This window comes from Aminipila butyrica, from assembly GCF_010669305.1.
Classification (GTDB): domain Bacteria; phylum Bacillota; class Clostridia; order Peptostreptococcales; family Anaerovoracaceae; genus Aminipila; species Aminipila butyrica.
In genome coordinates this window covers 2,161,462-2,180,687 of the sequence record NZ_CP048649.1, presented here as the reverse complement: position 1 = coordinate 2,180,687, position 19,226 = coordinate 2,161,462, and the positions used below count along the sequence as shown (strand labels likewise).

Annotated in this window: 25 protein-coding genes; 18 read left to right on the top strand and 7 right to left on the bottom strand. The window is 41.0% G+C overall.

Going from position 1 to position 19,226, the window contains the following annotated elements:
- Positions 1 to 138 precede the first annotated feature (138 nt).
- Positions 139 to 522, top strand: coding sequence for a MerR family transcriptional regulator (locus tag Ami103574_RS10360; protein ID WP_163066943.1), 384 nt, complete (start codon positions 139 to 141; stop codon positions 520 to 522).
- Between the two features lie 39 nt (positions 523 to 561).
- On the opposite strand, the gene Ami103574_RS10355 is transcribed toward Ami103574_RS10360, so the two are convergent.
- Positions 562 to 714, bottom strand: coding sequence for a hypothetical protein (locus Ami103574_RS10355; RefSeq protein ID WP_163066942.1), 153 nt, complete (start codon positions 712 to 714; stop codon positions 562 to 564).
- Between the two features lie 130 nt (positions 715 to 844).
- Here Ami103574_RS10355 and Ami103574_RS10350 point away from each other — a divergent pair, with 130 nt between their 5' ends.
- From Ami103574_RS10350 to brnQ, 9 genes are all read left to right on the top strand, one after another.
- Positions 845 to 1,516: a flavodoxin family protein gene (locus Ami103574_RS10350; protein ID WP_163066941.1), complete on the top strand. Its 672-nt coding sequence runs from the start codon at positions 845 to 847 to the stop codon at positions 1,514 to 1,516.
- 126 nt (positions 1,517 to 1,642) lie between these two features.
- The gene (locus Ami103574_RS10345; protein ID WP_163066940.1) at positions 1,643 to 3,079 is read left to right on the top strand and encodes a methyltransferase domain-containing protein; all 1,437 of its coding nucleotides are present in this window, start codon (positions 1,643 to 1,645) and stop codon (positions 3,077 to 3,079) included.
- Between the two features lie 33 nt (positions 3,080 to 3,112).
- Positions 3,113 to 4,138, top strand: a complete 1,026-nt coding sequence (locus Ami103574_RS10340) for a saccharopine dehydrogenase NADP-binding domain-containing protein (RefSeq protein WP_163066939.1) — start codon at positions 3,113 to 3,115, stop codon at positions 4,136 to 4,138.
- 30 nt (positions 4,139 to 4,168) lie between these two features.
- Positions 4,169 to 5,014, top strand: a complete 846-nt coding sequence (locus Ami103574_RS10335) for a MerR family transcriptional regulator (RefSeq protein ID WP_163066938.1) — start codon at positions 4,169 to 4,171, stop codon at positions 5,012 to 5,014.
- Between the two features lie 175 nt (positions 5,015 to 5,189).
- Positions 5,190 to 5,642 carry a redoxin domain-containing protein gene (locus Ami103574_RS10330; protein ID WP_163066937.1) on the top strand — a complete coding sequence of 151 codons (453 nt, stop codon included), beginning with the start codon at positions 5,190 to 5,192 and terminating at the stop codon, positions 5,640 to 5,642.
- Positions 5,643 to 5,746: 104 nt separating this feature from the next.
- Entirely contained in the window at positions 5,747 to 6,937 is a 1,191-nt protein-coding gene (locus tag Ami103574_RS10325) for a glycoside hydrolase family 3 protein (protein ID WP_163066936.1), read from the top strand.
- A 104-nt stretch (positions 6,938 to 7,041) separates the two neighbouring features.
- Positions 7,042 to 7,749 carry a hypothetical protein gene (locus Ami103574_RS15850; RefSeq protein ID WP_163064717.1) on the top strand — a complete coding sequence of 236 codons (708 nt, stop codon included), beginning with the start codon at positions 7,042 to 7,044 and terminating at the stop codon, positions 7,747 to 7,749.
- A 43-nt stretch (positions 7,750 to 7,792) separates the two neighbouring features.
- Positions 7,793 to 8,353: a nitroreductase family protein gene (locus tag Ami103574_RS10315; protein WP_163066935.1), complete on the top strand. Its 561-nt coding sequence runs from the start codon at positions 7,793 to 7,795 to the stop codon at positions 8,351 to 8,353.
- Positions 8,354 to 8,367: 14 nt separating this feature from the next.
- Entirely contained in the window at positions 8,368 to 9,735 is a 1,368-nt protein-coding gene (brnQ, locus tag Ami103574_RS10310) for a branched-chain amino acid transport system II carrier protein (RefSeq protein ID WP_163066934.1), read from the top strand.
- A gap of 34 nt (positions 9,736 to 9,769) precedes the next feature.
- On the opposite strand, the gene Ami103574_RS10305 is transcribed toward brnQ, so the two are convergent.
- The gene (locus Ami103574_RS10305) at positions 9,770 to 10,771 is read right to left on the bottom strand and encodes an SPL family radical SAM protein (RefSeq protein WP_330587016.1); all 1,002 of its coding nucleotides are present in this window, start codon (positions 10,769 to 10,771) and stop codon (positions 9,770 to 9,772) included.
- 111 nt (positions 10,772 to 10,882) lie between these two features.
- On the opposite strand from Ami103574_RS10305, the gene Ami103574_RS10300 reads away from it, so the two are divergent.
- The 8 genes from Ami103574_RS10300 to Ami103574_RS10265 all read left to right on the top strand — a co-directional run bounded on the left by Ami103574_RS10300 (position 10,883) and on the right by Ami103574_RS10265 (position 16,812).
- Positions 10,883 to 11,755: a hypothetical protein gene (locus Ami103574_RS10300; protein ID WP_163066933.1), complete on the top strand. Its 873-nt coding sequence runs from the start codon at positions 10,883 to 10,885 to the stop codon at positions 11,753 to 11,755.
- 49 nt (positions 11,756 to 11,804) lie between these two features.
- Positions 11,805 to 12,356, top strand: coding sequence for a GNAT family N-acetyltransferase (locus Ami103574_RS10295; RefSeq protein ID WP_163066932.1), 552 nt, complete (start codon positions 11,805 to 11,807; stop codon positions 12,354 to 12,356).
- A gap of 191 nt (positions 12,357 to 12,547) precedes the next feature.
- Entirely contained in the window at positions 12,548 to 13,771 is a 1,224-nt protein-coding gene (locus Ami103574_RS10290) for an SPFH domain-containing protein (protein ID WP_163066931.1), read from the top strand.
- Entirely contained in the window at positions 13,764 to 14,210 is a 447-nt protein-coding gene (locus tag Ami103574_RS10285) for a hypothetical protein (protein ID WP_163066930.1), read from the top strand. The genes Ami103574_RS10290 and Ami103574_RS10285 overlap by 8 nt, the downstream gene beginning before the upstream one ends.
- Before the next feature lie 2 nt (positions 14,211 to 14,212).
- A complete protein-coding gene (locus Ami103574_RS10280) occupies positions 14,213 to 14,845 on the top strand; it encodes a hypothetical protein (RefSeq protein WP_163066929.1) in 633 nt (210 codons plus the stop codon).
- A 165-nt stretch (positions 14,846 to 15,010) separates the two neighbouring features.
- Entirely contained in the window at positions 15,011 to 15,439 is a 429-nt protein-coding gene (locus Ami103574_RS10275; protein WP_163066928.1) for a VOC family protein, read from the top strand.
- A gap of 44 nt (positions 15,440 to 15,483) precedes the next feature.
- Complete coding sequence (locus Ami103574_RS10270) at positions 15,484 to 15,936, top strand: GNAT family N-acetyltransferase (RefSeq protein WP_163066927.1); 453 nt, start codon at positions 15,484 to 15,486, stop codon at positions 15,934 to 15,936.
- 21 nt (positions 15,937 to 15,957) lie between these two features.
- Complete coding sequence (locus tag Ami103574_RS10265) at positions 15,958 to 16,812, top strand: CPBP family intramembrane glutamic endopeptidase (protein ID WP_163066926.1); 855 nt, start codon at positions 15,958 to 15,960, stop codon at positions 16,810 to 16,812.
- On the opposite strand, the gene Ami103574_RS10260 is transcribed toward Ami103574_RS10265, so the two are convergent.
- The 5 genes from Ami103574_RS10260 to Ami103574_RS10240 all read right to left on the bottom strand — a co-directional run bounded on the left by Ami103574_RS10260 (position 16,788) and on the right by Ami103574_RS10240 (position 19,049).
- Positions 16,788 to 17,252: a GNAT family N-acetyltransferase gene (locus Ami103574_RS10260; RefSeq protein WP_163066925.1), complete on the bottom strand. Its 465-nt coding sequence runs from the start codon at positions 17,250 to 17,252 to the stop codon at positions 16,788 to 16,790. The two genes, Ami103574_RS10265 and Ami103574_RS10260, sit on opposite strands and share 25 nt — an antisense overlap.
- A gap of 29 nt (positions 17,253 to 17,281) precedes the next feature.
- On the bottom strand, positions 17,282 to 17,713 hold the full coding sequence (locus Ami103574_RS10255; RefSeq protein WP_163066924.1) for a VOC family protein: 432 nt from the start codon (positions 17,711 to 17,713) through the stop codon (positions 17,282 to 17,284).
- A 67-nt stretch (positions 17,714 to 17,780) separates the two neighbouring features.
- The gene (locus Ami103574_RS10250) at positions 17,781 to 18,284 is read right to left on the bottom strand and encodes an SF0329 family protein (protein ID WP_163066923.1); all 504 of its coding nucleotides are present in this window, start codon (positions 18,282 to 18,284) and stop codon (positions 17,781 to 17,783) included.
- A gap of 3 nt (positions 18,285 to 18,287) precedes the next feature.
- Entirely contained in the window at positions 18,288 to 18,512 is a 225-nt protein-coding gene (locus Ami103574_RS10245; protein WP_163066922.1) for a PF20097 family protein, read from the bottom strand.
- A gap of 339 nt (positions 18,513 to 18,851) precedes the next feature.
- Entirely contained in the window at positions 18,852 to 19,049 is a 198-nt protein-coding gene (locus tag Ami103574_RS10240; protein WP_163066921.1) for a hypothetical protein, read from the bottom strand.
- Positions 19,050 to 19,226: the final 177 nt, after the last annotated feature.

Below are 19,226 nucleotides of genomic sequence, written 5' to 3'. Positions count from 1 at the left end.
ATTCTGCTACATTCTTATAGGTTCTCTTTATAATGAGAAGCTCTTGAAAAGTAAAGGAGTGCAGTATAAAATATACAATACCACTTAGAGTTATATCTAAGTCAAGGCATTTTAAAAATATTTTTTGGAGGGAACAAGATGGCTTATTCTATTCATGACGTAGCAAAGCATTTTCAAATATCGGAGCACACCATTCGCTTTTATGATAAAGAGGGACTTTTTCCTTTTTTGTCCAGAAATAAAGCTGGCAACCGCGAATTCACCGAATCAGATTTGGAGTGGGTTAAGCTGGTCTGCTGTCTGAAGAACACCGGAATGAAAATCAAGGAAATAAGGCAGTATATGGAATTGTGCCAGATTGGTGAGGAAACAGTAGAGCAAAGAAAAAATATATTTATCAACCATAGAGCTTTTATATCGCAGCAAATTGAACAAATGCAGGAAAGCTTGAAGCTCGTTGATGCAAAACTTGCATTTTATGATAACCCTAATACCGCTCATAGCTTTAGGAAACCATTATAAAAGAAAAACTTTTCTCTAGTTAAACAAAAGCATATACAACTAAGAACCCTCACTAACAGAGTTAGAGAAGGCTGGCACAGTGGCCAGCGATTGTTTGCTATGGTTTCTCAACACGTGTAAAAGCCGATTGAAAGATTCCTCAGTCATGCCGTAACTTTTGGCAATGTCGATGGTTCCTGTTATGGGATGCATGCCAATCTCCAATTTTAACATAAATCTGTATCACAGTTTAACGAAGTTCATTTTTCAACTCTACGGATCGTTGATTGAAGCTGCAGATAGAATTTGATACTATTTAGAAAAGCAGAAGGAGAAATAGTATATGAAATTCATTGTTTTTAACGGAAGTCCCGCAGGACAAAATAGTAATACCCATGTAATCAGCAAGGCTTTTTTAAATGGTGCAGAACAAGCAGGCGCTGAGGTCAAAAATGTTTTTTTAGCAGAGAAGCAATTTGATTTTTGCAGAGGCTGCTTCACCTGTTGGTTCCAAACGCCCGGTAAGTGTGTGCTTTCTGACGATATGACAGAGCTTTTGCAAGAATATAACCGAGCCGATATCGTTTGTTTTGCAACCCCGGTATACACCTGGAATATGACAGCGGCCTTAAAAGCCTTTGTTGACCGTCTGGCACCATTGAAGTCACCGCTTATTGTACAGCAAACTGACAATTTTGATCTTGCAGATGCCAAGCCCAAAACACAGAAATTCGTTGTAATTTCCAACTGTGGCTTTCCAGGCAATAATAATTTCGAAACCTTAAAGGCCGTTATGTCGTCCTGCAACCCCTGTCTTGAAATTTACCGAAACTGCGGTAAATTGCTAAAGAGCAAAGAACAAGCGGTGCGTCCTGTTGTTGAGGAATATTTGAAGCAGGTAGAACGCGCAGGTTTTGAATTGCAAAAATACGGAGAAGTAACCGCAGACACGAAAAATAAACTAAATATGGAACTGATGCCTATAAGGGAGTACATCAAGTATTTGGGCATGTAAATGAATGTAGGGTTGTATCTGTTTGGAGAATTGTTATGATTGCAAACTAAATGAATGTATGCTATGATAACGATATAAATTATTTTCTTTAACTATTTCTAAATACAAAAAGGAGATGTTTCGTATATGTATGCGATAGAAGATAGCCCAAGCCGGTATTATCAAATCATGCGCCATTATCAAGAAGGTCAGTTGCTATTTGCAGCAATTCGCTTGGATCTTTTCTCTTTTCTTGATACGCCCCAAAGGGCAGAAGAAATTGCAGAGGCAACTGGTTGCGACAAAATACAAATGGATTTCATGCTTTTATCCCTGGTTTCTTGTGGGTTTGTTCATAAGCAGGGAGATTTTTATATAAACGCATCCGAAACAAAGTCTTTTTTATCTCGGAACAGCAAAGTCTTTCTGGGCGATACCCTTTTATTCCGTGAAAAGATGACGTCCCTGTCCCTTTTGGAAGAAAAGGTAAAGGCTCCCCCTGCTGGGAATGGACCTAGCTATGATTTCTCAGAACTCGCTCGTTTAACCATCCCAGAAATGTATACGGGGCGAGTGCAGGTGTTTATGGATAAAATAGGCAAGTTGTATCCCAATAACAGCGATACACTTCATATTTTGGATTTGGGGGGCGGAGCTGGTATTTTGGATATCGAGTTCATAAAACAGTTTCCAAACAGCAAAGCAACCATACTGGAAACCCCGGAAGTTTCTAAGGTAACAAGAGAGATTGTACAGCAGCACCACATGCAGCAAAAGATTGACGTGATTTCAGGCGACTTTAATTCGGACCCATTGGATGGCCCTTATGATTTTATTATTGCCTCTGGCATATTAAATTTTGTCGAGGGTGACTTATCTGTCTTTATGGAAAAGCTCTCCGACGCGTTAAAAGATGGCGGGTATCTGTTTATTATTGGGCAATTTGCAGAGGATAAAAACAGTGTTCCCGCAAATATGATAAGCTGGTTATCCGGATTTTTGGAGGGCATTCCTTTGCCGCCCAGTGCGAAAGAAATTGAAACAGTTTTGCAAAAATCTGGCTTTAACTTGGCGGAGCGGATAAAAGTATCCCTGTTTGAAGGGCACCTTTACCAAAAAGATCGCAGAAATCTTTCTGTACCTTCTAGTGAAGTCATTGATTCTTTCATCATGCTGACAGAAAGAATTGCAAACAGCAAAACAAATGTACTTGATTTTGGCAGTGAAGAGATGACTTTTTACCGTGGAGAAATCCACATGATCAAAACAATTGGCGATTATCCGGGCATACACAGCGCTGAACTTGCACGAAAATATGGCATTACCAGACCGGTGGTTCACAAGACCTTACAAAAACTAAGCGAACGAGGTCTGATTGTCAAGCAAGATGACCCGGAGGATAAAAAACGCTATTTGCTTTATTTGACGGAAAAAGGACAGACCGCCTATCATGCTCATAAAAAATATCATGACGAATACGATAAAGCACTCTTTGATTTTCTAGGGGATACTTCGGGTGATAAATTAGCCGCTATGAAGGGATTTTTGGACCATGCCATTAGTTTAATTGAACACCACTCATAAGCCTCGACAAGGCCAACATACAGGAGAATATAAATGAATACGAAAAGTAAGATTATGATTATAGGGGGACATGGCAAAGTCGGGCAGTATATTACCAGAGAACTGAAAGACTACAATTTAATGCTGGTTGGACGGAACAAAGATAAAATCCAGCACTTCTTGAAAAAGGAAAAAATCCAGGCTGAAATCTGCTCTATGGATGTTCATCATATCGATTTTACAAAACTGGATGGTGTTGGCTGGGTTATTGTTTGTGTAGATCAGGAGAATACCGAGTTGGTAGAATTTTGTGATATCCATGGAATTGATTATATGGATGTAACGGCAAACTCTGAGTACCTAGAGAAAATTCAGCAATTAAAACTTCGAGGAACAAGCAAAATTTTGCTGGGGATTGGGTTGGCTCCTGGACTTACCAATCTTTTGGCAGAAAAATTTGTTCTGATGCATCCGCTGGCAGACGAAATAAATATTGAGGTTATTTTAGGTTTGGGCGAAAAGCACGGGGATGCGGCCATTCAGTGGACTCTGGATAATTTTTTGAAAAGCTACAGTCATAAGACTTTGGGCTATATTCGGCCTTTTACACAAAAAAGCACAATTCATATGGAGCAGAAAAGCCTGAAAACCTATAATTTTAATTTTGTGGATCAGCATATGCTAAATTTAAAATACAAAGACCGGACTTTTACAACGTACTTGGGTTTTGACCAGTCAATTGTAACGGATTTCATTTATAGAGCCAACAAGCTGGGCTTATTGGGATCGCTAAAATACAAGCCGATTTATCGCATGGCAGAGGCTATTTTAAAAAAACCAAAGTTAGGAACCGATATCTTTATGGTGGCCGTGCAAGCAGGGGAAAAGATTATCCATGCATGGGGGCATGACGAGGGTAGATTTACCGGGTTAATTGCTGCCGAAGCGGCAAAGCGCATGGCAACTATGGATTTAAGAAATGGTCTGTTGGGTATTTCGGATGTTATTCATGTGGAAGAAGTGGCTGAGAATAAATTGTTTGGATTGACCTTGACTCTCACGGGACGTCATAGCGTATAGTTGACCTATCACGGGAGGAGGTCAGATTGTATGAGAACCATAAAAGAGGTAGCAGAGCTTACCGGCGTTAGTGTGCGCACACTTCACTATTATGATGAGATTGGATTGTTTTCGCCCACCAGCAAAAGTGAAACAGGATATCGGCTGTATGATGATAAAGCCTTAGAGATTTTACAACAGATTCTGTTTTTTCGCGAGTTTGATATTCCGCTAAAAGAAATCAAAGCCATTATCAAAAATTCGTCTCTGGATAGAAACCAAATTCTGCAAATGCAGAGAGAAATGCTGGTTGCAAAAAAGGAACGTTTGGAACACCTGATTGCCAGTGTGGATGATGTTTTGAAAGGAGACAATCGGATGGATTTTTCACTTTTCACTAAAACAGAGGTGGAGAAAATGTTTCATCTCATGTTTATTAACATGCCAGAGGAAATGCGTCAAACGGCCATTGGTGAATTTGGAAGTGCAGAACAGTGGAAGCAACATTATCTGGAGGTGGTAGCATCAGAAGAGGTACAAAGACGTTATGCAAAAGTAGTGGAATGGTACGGGGGTAAGGATGCTTATTTATCTACCCTCGAGAAGCCAATTAGCAAGGAAGTTGCCGAAAGCTATAAAAAACGGGAGGAGGCAATTCGCCAAAAGCTGCTGGAAAAACGCAATTGTGACTTCCAGTCTGTTGAAGTGAAAAAAATTATCGGTGAATATGGTTTTGTTATGAAACAGTTTTGCCAAATGAAAGAAGAAAAGCCGTTGATGTTAGCGGTTGCTCAGTCATATAGAAATAAGCCGTGTCAGCAGGCAATCGATCAACAGTATGGAGAGGGGGCAGCACAATTTTTCGCCCAGGCAATTGAAGCCTTTTATTCTGATTGAATTCCCTCAAAAAACTAAAATGCCGGATTTTAAGTATGCTTCGAAGGATTCGTCAGGAATACTTGTATAAATTTGGTAGAAAGAAGCAAACTCTTATAGTATAATAAAAGCATCGAAGCAGGTCCGCTTAGGTTGGTCTTGCTTCTCCACATTCAGATATAGGAGGGAACAAAATATGAAAGCAATTCAGGTAGGTTCAAAGGCTCCTGATTTCATCCTGCAAGATGGATTCGGCAAGGAAATACGGTTGTCCGACTATTGTGGCAAGCAAGTGCTGTTGTCTTGGCATCCGCTGGCCTGGACCAGCGTGTGTACGGACCAGATGCGTGCACTAGAGGTGCATTTCGACGCATTTGCTGCGAAGAACACTGTTGCCATTGGTCTGAGCGTCGACGCTGCTCCCAGCAAGAAAGCGTGGGCTACCGTTCTATCCATAGAGAAAACCCCTCTTGTCAGCGACTTCTGGCCGCAGGGTAAGGTCGCACAGGATTACGGTGTTTTTATGGAAAACCACGGCTTCTCTGGTCGAGCCAATATCCTCATCGATGGGGAAGGAATCGTTAAATGGGTGAAGGTTTATCCCCTGGGAGAGCTGCCGGATATCCATGAGATTCTGGAAGCCCTGTGAGGTGCAATCCGTACACCAAAGGCAGAGGGAGGATTCTCCCTCTATTTTTTGTATGGTAAAACCACTCGGATTGCAAAATAACGAATTCTAATGAGGAGATAAAGATGAGAAAGATATTTTTAAATGCATGCGCATTTGCCATCCTATTCCTTCTTACTTCATGCAGTGCATCAAATGTAGACAAGCCGGATTCGGTAAACAATACACCCCCTAGTCAAACGCTATCAAAAGCGGAGCAATTACTGAACAGGATGACTTTAGAGGAAAAAATTGGACAGCTTTTTATCATTCGTCCAGAGTCCCTTGATTTTAGCCTGACTGCGGAGCAAATCAGCAGCTCAAAAGATTATGGCATCACAGAAGCGGACAGTCAAATAATGGAATCATTAAAGCAATATCCAATTGGCGGTATTGTAATCTTTCAAAAAAACATTCTATCTCCTGCACAGCTGACGGACTTTATTAATGAAATGAATCAGCAAAGCAAAACGCCGCTATTTGTAAGCATTGATGAAGAAGGAGGTCCCGTATCCAGAATTGCAAATTCAAAAGGATTTGATGTAACAACGTACGAGAGTATGGAATCCATAGGTCAGACTGGAGAGCGTGAAAATGCCCAACAAGTTGGTTTTACAATTGGTTCCTATTTAAAGAAGTATGGTTTTAATGTAGATTTTGCTCCGGTAGCCGACGTTAATACAAACCCGGAAAATGTGGTAATTGGCAATCGTTCTTTTGGCAGCGATCCTGCCCTGGTGGCAAAGATGGTAACAGCAGAAATCGATGGGCTTCATGAGGCCGGTATTATGAGCTGTGTAAAGCATTTCCCTGGCCATGGAGATACAAAAGGGGATACCCATAGAGGTTTTGTTTCTATGGAAAAAACCTGGGAAGAACTAAAGGAATGTGAGCTAATTCCATTTATTAAGGCGTCTAAACAGACGGACATGGTTATGATTTCTCATATTACAGTTCCCAATATAACCGCCGATGGACTTCCATCTTCCCTTTCCTCTGAAATGATTGAGGGGAAATTGCGAAAAGAGTTGGCATATAACGGTGTGGTTATCACAGATTCCATGGCAATGGGAGCGATTGCACAGGAGTATACATCTAGTGAAGGGGCGGTTAAAGCTATTTTAGCAGGAGCTGATATTGTCCTAATGCCTGAAAATTTTGCAGAAGCTTATCATGGTGTCTATGATGCAGTTAAAGCCGGAACTATAAGTGAAAAGCGGGTTGACGAAAGTGTATTACGGATTTTGTCCCTAAAAGAAAAATATGATTTACTCTAATTCACGGAAAATATGCCCAAATCTCGATAAATATGGTATTCTTATTTCAAAAGCATGAATATTGAAATCAAATGATTAAGCTATTTGACAGAAGGAGGCTTTAGATGGAGGGGTTGTTCATATTATTATTCGTTATTTGTTTAATTGCGGTAATTATTGGTTTAATAAGTCCTAATGTAGTCGTCAGATGGGGTACTCAAGAAGAGAAAACAAGGAAAAATGTTCTGAAATACTATGGGATTGGTATGTTGTTGTTTTTTGTTTTAACGGGTGTTTTTTCAGGGAACTCAGATCAAAATATAGAACAAGATAAACACGTCCCATCAGGAATTACTGCTGAAAAAGCTACAGATAATAAAGATCAAAGCGTAGCAATGGTGATTTCAAAGATCGAGGCGCTGGGAGACATCAATGCCATCACATTAGAGCAATCTGAGGATGTTAAAGCGGTAAGGGCAGCTTATGAACTTTTGGATTCTGAGCAAAAAAGTTTTGTAACAAACCTCACCTCCTTAAATTGGGCGGAAGAGAAATTAGTAAGCCTTCAAGCAGAGAGGGATAAGGAAGCAGCTGTTCAGGCTCAAGCCAAAGCAGAACAAGAATTGGCCATTCAGCAGGCAGCAGCAGAAAAACAAGAGAGCGCTGAACTGGAAACTGTTCAAGTTCAAGACAATTACACCGTTTATATTACGGAGACCGGAGAAAAATATCATAGGGATGGTTGCCAATACTTAAGGCAAAGCAAAATATCTGTGTCTAAATCAGACGCGATTAATTTAGGCAAGACCCCTTGCAGCAGGTGTAATCCGTAAACATAAAGGGATAAATAAAGGTATGTCAGAAAGGATTTTTATTATGAATAGCACGTTAAAAACAATAGCGGAACGATTTTCCTGCCGAAGTTTTACGGGTAGATTACCAGAGCAAGAAGACCTGATGGCGATTGCACAAGCGGCAATACAGGCTCCCAGCGGCATGAATCGCCAAGGCTGGCACGTAATCCTTGTGAAGGATAAAGCCCTCATAGAGGAAATGGAAACAGAAGGAATGAGCATATTGTCAGCCCTGGAGGATAAATCCATGTATGAGCGCATTATGTCTCGTGGAGGCAGACTATTTTACAATGCACCGTGTATGATTGTCATTGCAGTAAAGGAAGCTTTTCCAAAAGGAGCTGAATGGATTGATTGTGGTATTCTTGCTCAAAACATAGCCCTTGCTGCGACATCTCTTGGAATCGCAAATCTTCATTGTGGTTTTGTGGGGGTAGCCTTTGCCGGGAATAAGGCGGCAGACTTTAAACGCAGACTTAAGTTTCCAGAGGGCTATGAATGCGGTATGGGTGTTTTGTTGGGTTATGCAGAGCATATGGCGTCGCCGCATATCCCTAACCAAGAAAAGATTACCGTAATTTGAAAGGAGACAATACATTGAAGCGAACTTTATCTTTTTCATCCAATCTAGCTGTCGGCTCGTTGCTTTTCGGGCTTTTTTTCGGTGCGGGAAATTTAATTTTTCCCGTTTATATGGGACAACTTTCTGGACAAGCGGTATTTATCGCCACTGCGGGTTTCATTATGACCGCTGTTGGCCTGCCTTTCCTGGGAATTGTAGCCATGGGACTATCTAGAAGTGATGGCCTTTTTGATCTGTCCAGCAGGGTCCATCCATACTATGCGTATGGCTTCACTATTCTTTTATACCTCACCATAGGGCCTTTCTTTGCTTTGCCGAGACTGGGCAATGTTTCCTTTGAGATTGGGGTCTCCTCTTACATTCCGGAGCAATATAAGACAGTAGTCTTGGCAATCTTTACGATTTGTTTCTTCGGTGCAGCCCTTTTCTTTGCCATGAGGCCTAGTAAAATATTAACCTGGGTAGGAAAAGTACTAAATCCTCTTTTTTTAGTTTTTCTCAGCATTTTAGTTATCGCTAGTTTTGTTTCTCCCATGGGAGATTACGCACAGGCACCCGTGCAGGAAGCCTACCTCCATGCGGCCTTCTTTAAAGGGTTTACGGAAGGGTATAATACGATGGATGCTCTTGCTGCGCTGGCTTTCGGAATTATTATAGTTCAAAATATTAAAGAGCAGGGCATAGAGGAACCGAGGGATATTGCCTACGGAACCGTGAAAGCCGGAATTGTTACCGTCATTTTAATGAGTTCAATCTATACATTTTTGGCAATTATGGGAGCGACCAGCCTTCGCATTATGGAACCTGCAGAAAATGGGGGGATTGCTCTTGCCAAGATTGCCAATCATTTCTTTGGAGATTTAGGGAGTGTCCTCTTGGCTATTATCGTCACCCTGGCTTGTCTAAAGACGGCAATCGGGTTAATTGTCGCCTGTTCCGAAACTTTCCGGCAGATATTTCCCCGCTCCCTTAGCTACAAATCATACGTCATATTATTTACCGCATTTTCTTGTATTGTTTCCAATATTGGATTGACACAGCTCATCACGCTTTCGATTCCAGTGCTGATGTTTATCTATCCCCTTGCTATTGCGTTGATTATTTTGACGTTAGGTTCACATCTTTTTAAGGGACGCAGATGCGTTTACCTTTCTGCAACCATATTCACCATGCTGGTAAGTCTGGCGGATGGACTGAATGCCATGCCGGAAGGACTTCGGAACTCGGCTCCAGTAAGTCAAATCCTTGCCTTCTATGAAGCTCATGTTCCGTTCTTTACATTAGGCATGGGCTGGGTCATCCCGATGCTGGCAGGAACTCTGGTGGGGCTGGTGATTGCCGTCTTCTATAAAGATGAACGGAAGAAAACCGCTATAGGTTAAGTTTTTTCTTTGACATGACTGCCTATGAAAAGTCTTAGGAAATATACAGTATTGGCATACTGCCTAAGCGCTGGGAAAGCTTTTCTCGTAAAAAGGCCTCTGCCTCTGCACGAATAGGATTTCGATAGGAGTATTTGCCCCGTCCGCGTCCGGTCATGGTTTCTCGGTCAAAAAGCTGAACGGCATTTGGGAAGGCCTCTGTGTTAATGGCATTTTGTACGAAACTATAAGTCATTAATATAATTTCTATAAAGCCATTTTTCCGAACCTTATCGCTCAGTTCCTCTGCCAGACGATCGATCAGTTCACCGTATAACTGCTTCCAGTTGGGCAGAAGAATTACGGGAGCAATTAATAATCCTACCGGATAGCCCGCCTCCGCCATGTCGTTTAAGGCACGAATTCTTGCAGATAAAGGGGACGTGCCCAATTCTATGCGAGTTATTATTTCCTGAGGGTTCATGCTCATGCGAAATATAATCTTCTCCCGGTGATCCAGGCTGAGCAGCGGCGTTACCATATCAAATTTTGTTGGAAACGTCAGACTGCCTCGGCCTTCTTGGGCAAAACGTTCAATGGTATAGAGTAAATTATCGGTTATGGTGTTTTCCAGCACCAAATCACTGTTGCTGCCAATCTCAAAGGTTTGCGGTACGGGAGCTGCGGCATCTTTTTTTAGCAGCTTGTCCAGCATTTGCTCCCGGTTAACAAAGAGACGAAGATAGGCGCATTTATTGTAGTTGCATACCAGATAGCAGTACAGGCACATCGCACTGCAACCAGAGGAGGTATAGGGTACCAGCCAGTCAGAAACCTTCTGATTTGGTACATATCGGTGTGTCTTTCTGGTGCCGATAATCAAGTGCTTTTTTAGCTTGGGGAAGTCCCGGTTAGCTGCGGTGGTCATTTCCACTATGCGGTTGTGCGTTTCGATTGGCTTCCATGGAAGGGCTGCGTATTTGTGCTGCAACATTTGCCCCAGCTTATAATTAAGCACATCTGGCTCATAATATACCGCATCAAAGACCATATTCATGGGATCACCTCCTAACAGTCATAGCTTACCGGAAATAGTAAAAAATATTCTGACAGAGACTAGGGGGAAAATAAAGCACAGTATTTATATCTTATATAATGGAGGTTCAGTGTGAAAAAGAATATATTGCCCCTTATTATTGTGGTACTTGTTGTCGCTCAGTTTGTATCAATTATGAAAATCAGCAGCCTGCAACAGCAAGTTGACAATGCACGGGCTGAAATAAGCACTCAGGATGACAACACAAGGAGTGAAATAAACGAAATATATGCTAATGTGGATGAAATGCTGAAAAAAGAAGCGAGTTTGATTGAAACCGCGTCAATTAAAGTAGGGGACCTTGACACCGAGAACTTTACGGCTCCGATTACATTTGCCATTACCCCGAAGGAAGTCAGCGCGAATACCGCTGTCAGTCTTGAAATTGATGGCCAACTGAATCCGATGACTAGAAATGGCACCACTTTTTCCACAACTGTTTCCCGGGGTATTTTTGGCAAGGTGTCCCCTATGATTGTGATTGATGAAAGCGGCGTAAAGAAAACCACGCAAGATGACCGAATTGTCGTTGAGAGTATGAAAGACTTGATTTTGCCCATCTTGTCTCCGCAATTCATAGGCGAAACCTCCTATAGCAGAGATACATATCAATGCAAAAAAACTCTTTATGCCGATGTTAAAAATGCAGAATCAGGAATAGCCTTCACAGACATGCGCTTTGTCATCAAAGTAGATAAAAAAGTTATTTCGAACGAGGTTATTCCTAGCGATGCCTTTTCTGGCGGTTGGCAAGTGGATAAAAGTATCCAGCTAAAGAAAGGCCAGACTTGCATCATGATGGTGATCGCTACTGATAGTATAGGCCTTGAACATCGCTATACCGTTGAATATTGGAGAGCGGGAGCTGACGACCAGCGGGGTCCGCGGTTTGATGAGGAGCAGATCTATGCGGCTGATGGAAAGCTGCTTTGGAAAGCCGAATAAACAATAGCAGTAATTTGTGTTTTTATATTGGGGGAAGGGGGATTCTGTTTTGAAAAAGGGTGAGCACGATAGCAAAGAAATTCCCTTTTTAGAAAAAGGACGGTTAATATTCCGAAAACTAGTGCCAGAACACGTTGACGAGCTTAAAGCATTAATGGGCAATTTGGCGGTCATGTATGCGTGGGAGCATCCTTTTTCTGATGAGCAAGTGGAGAACTGGACTCAAAAGCAATTAAGCTTTTATGCACAGGATGGCGTTGGCTACTTTGCTGCCTATGAAAAAAGCTCGGGTAATTTTATTGGTCAAGCAGGTTTGCACCGTTTTGAACTGGACAATTTAAACGGGTTCGAGGTGTGCTATATGCTGCTGCCGCAATACTGGCACAAGGGATATGCGACAGAGAGCGTAGCTATCTTTTCAGAATATGCCTGTCATAAACTTAGTTTAAATGTACTCTATGCCCAAATCAAATCCAACAATCAGCCCTCTATTGCTGTAGCGGAAAAGTCTGGTTTTAGAAGACAAGGGGTTTTCTCAAAATATTATAACGGCAAAGATATGGAGCATTTCCTTTATATGAAAGAACTAGGTGGTATTTAACCTAATACTCAGGATGCTGGACAAGTTTTTAATAATTAAGATTGAAGTTTTGGAATATTTGTCGTAAAATGTAAATGGCTGTAATGTTCAGGCATCTGTTGGAAAGGTGCTTGAAGAAACCTTTGGTCTAAAAACAAAAACGAACAATAGTATTATAAAAAAACGAGAAAAAATATAAGGATGGTGTAGTAATGGCAATTGTTGAGGTAGTAAAATATGATGGTTCGCCGAATGTGCTTGCGTGGAAGTTTCCCAATGCGGAACTTGGTACTTGGACGCAGGTAATCGTTAATGAATCACAAGAGGCGGTGCTGTATAAGGGTGGGCAGGCACTGGATTGGTTTGGACCTGGACGCCATACCTTGGATACAGCCAATATACCCATCTTGAACAATCTGGTAAATTTGCCTTTTGGGGGCCGTTCTCCTTTTTCGGCGGAAGTATGGTATGTAAATAAAGTTAATTCCCTTGATGTCAAATGGGGAACACCGACGCCAATTCAACTGCAAGACCCGAAATACAATGTGTTTGTACCAATTAGAGCCTTTGGGCAATTTGGAATTAAAATTTCAGATGCTAAACTGTTTCTGACAAAGCTGGTGGGCACACTCCCCGGATTCTCCTCAGCCGATATTGTAAAGTATTTTAGAGGGATATACTTAACAAAAGTTAAGGACGATATATCTGAATACATTATTAATAAAAAGATATCCGTATTAGAGATCAACGCCTATATCAGTGAAATATCCGAATCCTTGATGGAAAGCATTCTGCCGAATTTTTCTGAGTTTGGTATTGAACTGGTAAATTTCTATGTAAACGATATCAGTGTTCCTGAAGAGGACTCGGCGGTCGTTAAACTGAAAGCGGCGCTGGCAAAGAAAGCAGAAATGGATATTCTCGGTTATTCTTATACGCAAGAGCGCTCCTTTGACACCTTGGAAGGCGCGGCAACAAACCCAGGTTCGGGGTCAGCTCCTCTTATGGGGGCGGGATTAGGCCTTGGCATGGGCGTTGGATTAGGAGGGAACTTCGGCGGTGCACTTGGCGAAATGGGTAAAAACCTACAAACAAATCCACTGAAAGAGTGTCCTCATTGCCGTAAGCAAATTGGTTTGGAATATAATTTCTGTCCATTTTGCGGTAAAGATACGAATCCTACTATGGATCAAAAAGTTTGTCCGAAATGCGGAGCCAGCAATCATAACGGATTAAAGTTCTGCGGACAATGCGGAAATAGCCTGATAAAAAGCTGCCCGAAATGCGGTGAATCCGTTGATGATAAGCAAAAATTCTGTCCTCATTGCGGGAATCCTCTGGTAAAAAAATGTGATTCCTGTGGCAGTGAATTAGGGGACAACTTGAAGTTCTGTCCGGAATGCGGAAAGAAAGTAGAGGGTGAAAGGAATGAGTAGAGGGTCTTTAACCGCTATCGTTAGTTATACGATTGCAATTTTGGTCGTTATCGTCGGATTCTTTCTGCTGGATATTGAACAGATTGCCCTAAACTTCTGGGCGTTTGGCTTCTTGCTCTTATCTCTAGTCGTTTCTTTGCTCGTAACGCTTGCCCTGGTTACGCCAAAGGGAAACCGAGACCGCATTTATTATTCTACGGGGTTGGTCAGTGCGATTTGGCTTTATGAGCTTGTGGTCATTATCAGCATGTTCTTTACGGGGTGGTTTGCAGAGCATTTATTTCGATTTGTATTCCTTCAAATCGCCATAAACGCCGTGTTCTTTATTGTTGCTGTGGTTATTGTTAACGTATCAGCTCAAGTACACGATAACAAGATAAAGACCTATGACGACATACAAAATGGAGAACATAATAGACCGAAAAGAGGAGGAATTTAAGAATGGAAAAAAAAGGAACGAGTTGGGGATGGATTGTTTTTTGGCTGATTATTTTCTGGCCAGTGGGTCTTGCTTTGTTAGTTAATAAACTAGCCAATGATAAATCCGCCTTGATGAGCGGGAAAACCGGTATAATTTCAGCTGTTGGGTGGTTCTTTATAATCTTTGGCATTTTGGGTATTGTGGCGGCATTCGACACTTCTAGCTCTGATGCAGTGCTTGGAATCATTATAGGACCTGCGATGATTATCGGCGGTATTTTAGTATTGCGTAAGGTTTCCAAGACAAAAAGAACAGCCGCTAGATATAAGAAGTACATAGAGTTGGCTGTAAATCAAAATGTTCGTGGTATCGATAACATTGCCGCGTCTATTGGCTTACCTTATGAACTTGTAGTAAGAAATTTGCAGGATATGATTAATATCGGCTATTTAAAGGATGCTTATATAGATCGAGAGGCTCGAGAGCTGGTATTTAAACAGATTGAACCGATATCCTATACTCAAGAATCCACCCACCAGCGGGCCGACGTGCAGAAGATTGCAGTTCGGTGCCCAGGTTGCGGCGCAAATAATGTTGTTTCCGTTGGCAGCGTTTCAGAATGTGATTATTGTGGAACACCGGTCAGCGCTTAAACCAAAGAATCGCATATATTCTAAAAGCCAAGTTGACAAGTTTTTTGTAAAAGCTTGTCAATTTTCTTTCTATATGTAAAAATATGATGGGATGGCTTCAGAGATATGGCATTAGCCGCCAAAAAGTTATAGTGAAAGTTATTTATATGAAGGGGTAATAGCGTTATGGATCATGATGAATTAAAAATTAAAATGTATTCCCTTACGGTTGATTGTAAAGAGCCGCATGAATTAGCAAGCTTTTATGGGGCATTACTCAAGTGGGACATGCTGGACATCGATGAAGGATGGGCCTGCGTATACGCACCAGGAACCAATCAAGGCACCTATCCTTCCATCTTGTTTCAAGGCAATCCGGAGTATAAACCGCCTGTGTGGCCGGAAGAGCCCGGAGCGCAGCAACAAATGGCCCATCTAGACTTTGCCGTCAACGATTTAGAAAAAGCAGTTCAACATGCCCTCCATTGTGGAGCAAGAATTGCAGAAGAGCAATTTTCCGATGACTGGAGAGTTATGTTTGACCCCGCAGGTCACCCTTTTTGCTTATGCCAGATGAAGTCAATGATGGAGAGTGCTCATTTTGGATTGTTATAGAAACGTACAACATATAGATGGACTTGCCGATGAAGGAGAATGATATGAATATTATCTCAGTAAGACAACAGCCTCATTATGCCAAAGAGGCTATAGAATATTTTAAAAAGCATTGGGCAACAGAAGATAGTGAAAAAGTTTATGAAGATTGCATAGAAAGCTGCCTTCAAGCAACTTCGCCATTGCCCCAGTGGTATTTGCTTTGTGATGGACAAACCATCATAGGCTGTGCCGGGCTGATCACAAATGATTTTATCAGTAGAATGGATTTATATCCGTGGTTATGTGCACTATATGTTGAGCCGGAGTATCGAGGACGTTCTCATGGATCATTGCTCATAGACCACATTAAAGCAGATACAAAGAAAAATGGATTTTCTCATTTGTATCTTTGTACGGATCATGTTGGTTACTATGAACAGTATGGCTTTGATTATATAGGACAGGGATATCATCCTTGGGGTGAAAGCTCAAGAATATATCAAGCCATCCTATAACAGTATTATAAGGAAATTAGTATGATAGAAAATAGACGTCTTAACCCAATGAAAGCCATAATGATAATTTATGTAATATGTGCTTTATTCCGAATCATAGAGTACATGGGTCTTCGAACGGATCAAAGCTTTTTTGGTGAAGCCTTTGTACATAAATTGGCCGGGATTGCCGTGTTGTTTTGGGCAATGCGGTATTTTTCGCTAAGACCAGCAGACATCGGTTTTTCCGGCAAATCAGTCCTAAGAAATATCTTCTATGGTTTGATGCTAGGCTGCTTCGTGTTTGGGATGGCTTATGCAGTCGAGTATCTTTTACAGTTTTCAAAAGGAAATCAACCGACCTTGCAGCTATATGTGACAAGCTATGCCGTGGGCGGCAATATTGGACAACAAGCCGGTCTTATGTTTTTTGCTTTTTGTATCATCGGAAATATAATCAATGTGATGATGGAAGAGGGGGTATTTCGAGGCTTGTTTATAAAGTTGTTGGAAACTAAATATGCCTTTCTTAAGGCAGTTCTTCTGTCCTCCGTTCTTTTTGGCTTTTGGCACGTGATTGCACCTGTACGAAATCTACTGGACGGACAAATTAGTCCCATGGGAGCAGTGATGTCTATACTCATGCTGATTGTGACAACGGGTATCACTGGCGCAAAATTCTGTTTGCTGACTAAAATCACCGGTTCTTTATGGATGCCTATGGCTGATCACTTTTTTAATAATACAGTTATTAACCTTCTTCATGTCGTGACCCTGTCAGGTGTCGACGAATGGCAGGTCCTCCGTATTTCAATTGCACAGACAGCTTCCTTTGTGATTGTTCTTATCATGTATTGGAGAAGTGGAGCACATCACAAGCAAACCTTCCGGGTATAGCTATAATTCATGAACAGCAAAGGGAAGGGATTGCCTTGTTCATCCCGTTCGGTGCGTTTGTACACGACAAAGCCCAAGTGTCTATAAAAGCCAACTGCTTGTGGATTTTGCTCATTCACGCAAACTTCGTTAACAGAATAGTTTTCGATGCCATAGGTTACCAGCTGCTTTCCTGCTCCCCGGCCTCTTGCCTCGGGAGAGATAAACAGCATTTCTAATTTTGTATCAGCGATGCCCATGAATCCGAGAAATTTGCCATCTGTGTTTTGAATAACAATTAAATGAGGAACTTGCAGCAAAGCATTGGGAATATACTCAGAAATTTGCTGCAAGTCATTTTCGGAAAGGAATAAATGGGTAGCACGTACTGAACACGCCCAAAGGTCAAATAAGTTGTTTATTATATCGTCAGAGGGCTGTGTAATTTCTTTAATAATCATCTTTTTCTCTTTCCTGCTTCTCCCTTTTGTTAAAGTACCAACATGCCGTTGGTATCAAATTTAAAATCAGGTCCCCAAGCAACTTCCCAATAATAGCCGTCCAAATCAGAAAAATAGGCATGATATCCACCCCAAAAAACTTCCTGGGGTTCTTTGACAATTTTAGCTCCGGCATTTCTGGCCAATTCAATGACCTTATTCACGTCTTCCTTGTGCTCCACATTATAAGCTAATGTGATGCCACCAAATCCGCTGGAAATAGCAGGCGGTGCTTCCTTGCTAATATCTTCTGCCAATAAGCCTAAAGGATAAAGTTCAAACTTTGTGCCAGGTGTATTAAAGAATACAACACCGGGATTATTGTCTTTTTCCTCTGTCTGGAAGCCTAACTTGTCCCTATAAAAATAAAGGGCTTTTTCCATGTCTCTCACACCGAGGCAGATACAAGTAATCTTATTCATTTATAAATCTCCTTCATCATTACATTATTTTCTCCAATATTCACATCTTTTAATTTTGCTTGAACCTTTAATCTACTTGGCCTAAACGCAATTCATAAAATTGACGTACCCAATCAGGAAAAGTCAGATATGTTGCATCTGTTCGAAGTTGTAATCGTGTTCTTTTCCCCACGCGCCGGTCCATAATCGCCAAGACTTTTATAATATAGTTTTCTGATTCAAGAGCTGCTTGAATCGGCAGATTGCGAAACTGAAGTACCGCTTCTAAGAAATCCATTTCACAATAAGTGCAATTGACATCCCATTTTGGCTTCATTTTTGCAACTAATTCTTCGTATACCGCATTGGGGTTTTCGTCATATAAAGGTGAAATATCTTTCTCCTGATAATACATTTCGATCCACGAAAAACAGACTAATTCTTTTCCATCCAGCAGAATCGCTGCTCGGCCATAAGAATTGTGTACATCATGATAGCGAGTGAGAAAATAGGTGACTCGGTCTTTCAACGCGTCACACAAGTTTTCGCTTAATTGTTTTTTGAGTCCTGCCCAGGATTTATAATGCTCCATAAATTACCCTTCTTGAATGTCTTTATCTCCATAATCCACAACAATCTTTTTACATTTCTTACAAATAGAGGCGGAAAGGGTGAAGTCACTGAATGAATTATTCTCCAACATAATTTCATCTTGCTCAGGGAGCAAAGATAGTTTGTGCTGTTTTTTTACCCAAGCAATTCGACGCATTCCCTGCAATAAGCCCTGTTCCATTTCATTGTTACAATAAGGACACTTCATAAATTAATCCCCCTATATTCTGTTAAAACGTGTTTTCCTTTTGTGCCATCCGAATTGATGCGAAATCTGTCATTAATATCTTTATATAATTTATTATACCTCAATCCTGCATCAAAATGAAACCTTTAACTTGATCAAGCTAAAAAGAAAAACCTTACAGCATTCAAACTGTAAGGTTTTCTTTGTTTTTACAAATCCCCATAGAATTTATATCAGCTTTAAGCATTCATCGATGACTTCTGCTGTAAGCACAAATTCCGTGTTTTTTTGATCTTTCATTCTAATCCCTCTTTCTCTCTTAATTATTATTGCAAGAAAGATAATACCAATCCGTAAGCATCATTTTAATCCATTTTGTTCCACGAAGGTGACTAGTATATCGTCATAAATGGCGTCGGATAACGTTTCATTTGCCAGTGGTTTACGTTCTTCTATACCCAATACTTTATCTAACTTCTTATCAATATATATCAAAGTCTTGTGCTGATCATATCCTAGTCCAGTGATTTCATTTAATAAACCAAGTGCAGTTCTCATTACGTCTCCTTCTGATGCCTTTAATAAACAATAAAAAACTCTTGCCGTAAAATCACAAGAGTAGTCCACAATATCTTAATCAATTCATTAAATAGCACGCGTCAATAAATAGTTAGTTCCTTTTGCAATAGGTATAGTATACCACGTTACTAAAAGAAAAGCAAGGTTATAAATTTT

Bases quoted from the DNA above. Each gene is read 5' to 3' on its own strand.
- Ami103574_RS10360 (WP_163066943.1), top strand. From the start codon at position 139: ATGGCTTATTCTATTCATGACGTAGCAAAGCATTTTCAAATATCGGAG.
- Ami103574_RS10275 (WP_163066928.1), top strand. From the start codon at position 15,011: ATGGATCATGATGAATTAAAAATTAAAATGTATTCCCTTACGGTTGAT.
- Ami103574_RS10255 (WP_163066924.1), bottom strand. From the start codon at position 17,713: ATGAATAAGATTACTTGTATCTGCCTCGGTGTGAGAGACATGGAAAAA.
- Ami103574_RS10270 (WP_163066927.1), top strand. From the start codon at position 15,484: ATGAATATTATCTCAGTAAGACAACAGCCTCATTATGCCAAAGAGGCT.
- Ami103574_RS10280 (WP_163066929.1), top strand. From the start codon at position 14,213: ATGGAAAAAAAAGGAACGAGTTGGGGATGGATTGTTTTTTGGCTGATT.
- Ami103574_RS15850 (WP_163064717.1), top strand. From the start codon at position 7,042: ATGGAGGGGTTGTTCATATTATTATTCGTTATTTGTTTAATTGCGGTA.
- Ami103574_RS10335 (WP_163066938.1), top strand. From the start codon at position 4,169: ATGAGAACCATAAAAGAGGTAGCAGAGCTTACCGGCGTTAGTGTGCGC.
- Ami103574_RS10325 (WP_163066936.1), top strand. From the start codon at position 5,747: ATGAGAAAGATATTTTTAAATGCATGCGCATTTGCCATCCTATTCCTT.
- Ami103574_RS10305 (WP_330587016.1), bottom strand. From the start codon at position 10,771: ATGAATATGGTCTTTGATGCGGTATATTATGAGCCAGATGTGCTTAAT.
- Ami103574_RS10355 (WP_163066942.1), bottom strand. From the start codon at position 714: ATGCATCCCATAACAGGAACCATCGACATTGCCAAAAGTTACGGCATG.
- Ami103574_RS10260 (WP_163066925.1), bottom strand. From the start codon at position 17,252: ATGATTATTAAAGAAATTACACAGCCCTCTGACGATATAATAAACAAC.
- Ami103574_RS10290 (WP_163066931.1), top strand. From the start codon at position 12,548: ATGGCAATTGTTGAGGTAGTAAAATATGATGGTTCGCCGAATGTGCTT.
- Ami103574_RS10250 (WP_163066923.1), bottom strand. From the start codon at position 18,284: ATGGAGCATTATAAATCCTGGGCAGGACTCAAAAAACAATTAAGCGAA.
- Ami103574_RS10330 (WP_163066937.1), top strand. From the start codon at position 5,190: ATGAAAGCAATTCAGGTAGGTTCAAAGGCTCCTGATTTCATCCTGCAA.
- Ami103574_RS10240 (WP_163066921.1), bottom strand. From the start codon at position 19,049: ATGAGAACTGCACTTGGTTTATTAAATGAAATCACTGGACTAGGATAT.
- Ami103574_RS10345 (WP_163066940.1), top strand. From the start codon at position 1,643: ATGTATGCGATAGAAGATAGCCCAAGCCGGTATTATCAAATCATGCGC.
- Ami103574_RS10315 (WP_163066935.1), top strand. From the start codon at position 7,793: ATGAATAGCACGTTAAAAACAATAGCGGAACGATTTTCCTGCCGAAGT.
- Ami103574_RS10265 (WP_163066926.1), top strand. From the start codon at position 15,958: ATGATAGAAAATAGACGTCTTAACCCAATGAAAGCCATAATGATAATT.
- Ami103574_RS10285 (WP_163066930.1), top strand. From the start codon at position 13,764: ATGAGTAGAGGGTCTTTAACCGCTATCGTTAGTTATACGATTGCAATT.
- Ami103574_RS10350 (WP_163066941.1), top strand. From the start codon at position 845: ATGAAATTCATTGTTTTTAACGGAAGTCCCGCAGGACAAAATAGTAAT.
- Ami103574_RS10340 (WP_163066939.1), top strand. From the start codon at position 3,113: ATGAATACGAAAAGTAAGATTATGATTATAGGGGGACATGGCAAAGTC.
- Ami103574_RS10245 (WP_163066922.1), bottom strand. From the start codon at position 18,512: ATGAAGTGTCCTTATTGTAACAATGAAATGGAACAGGGCTTATTGCAG.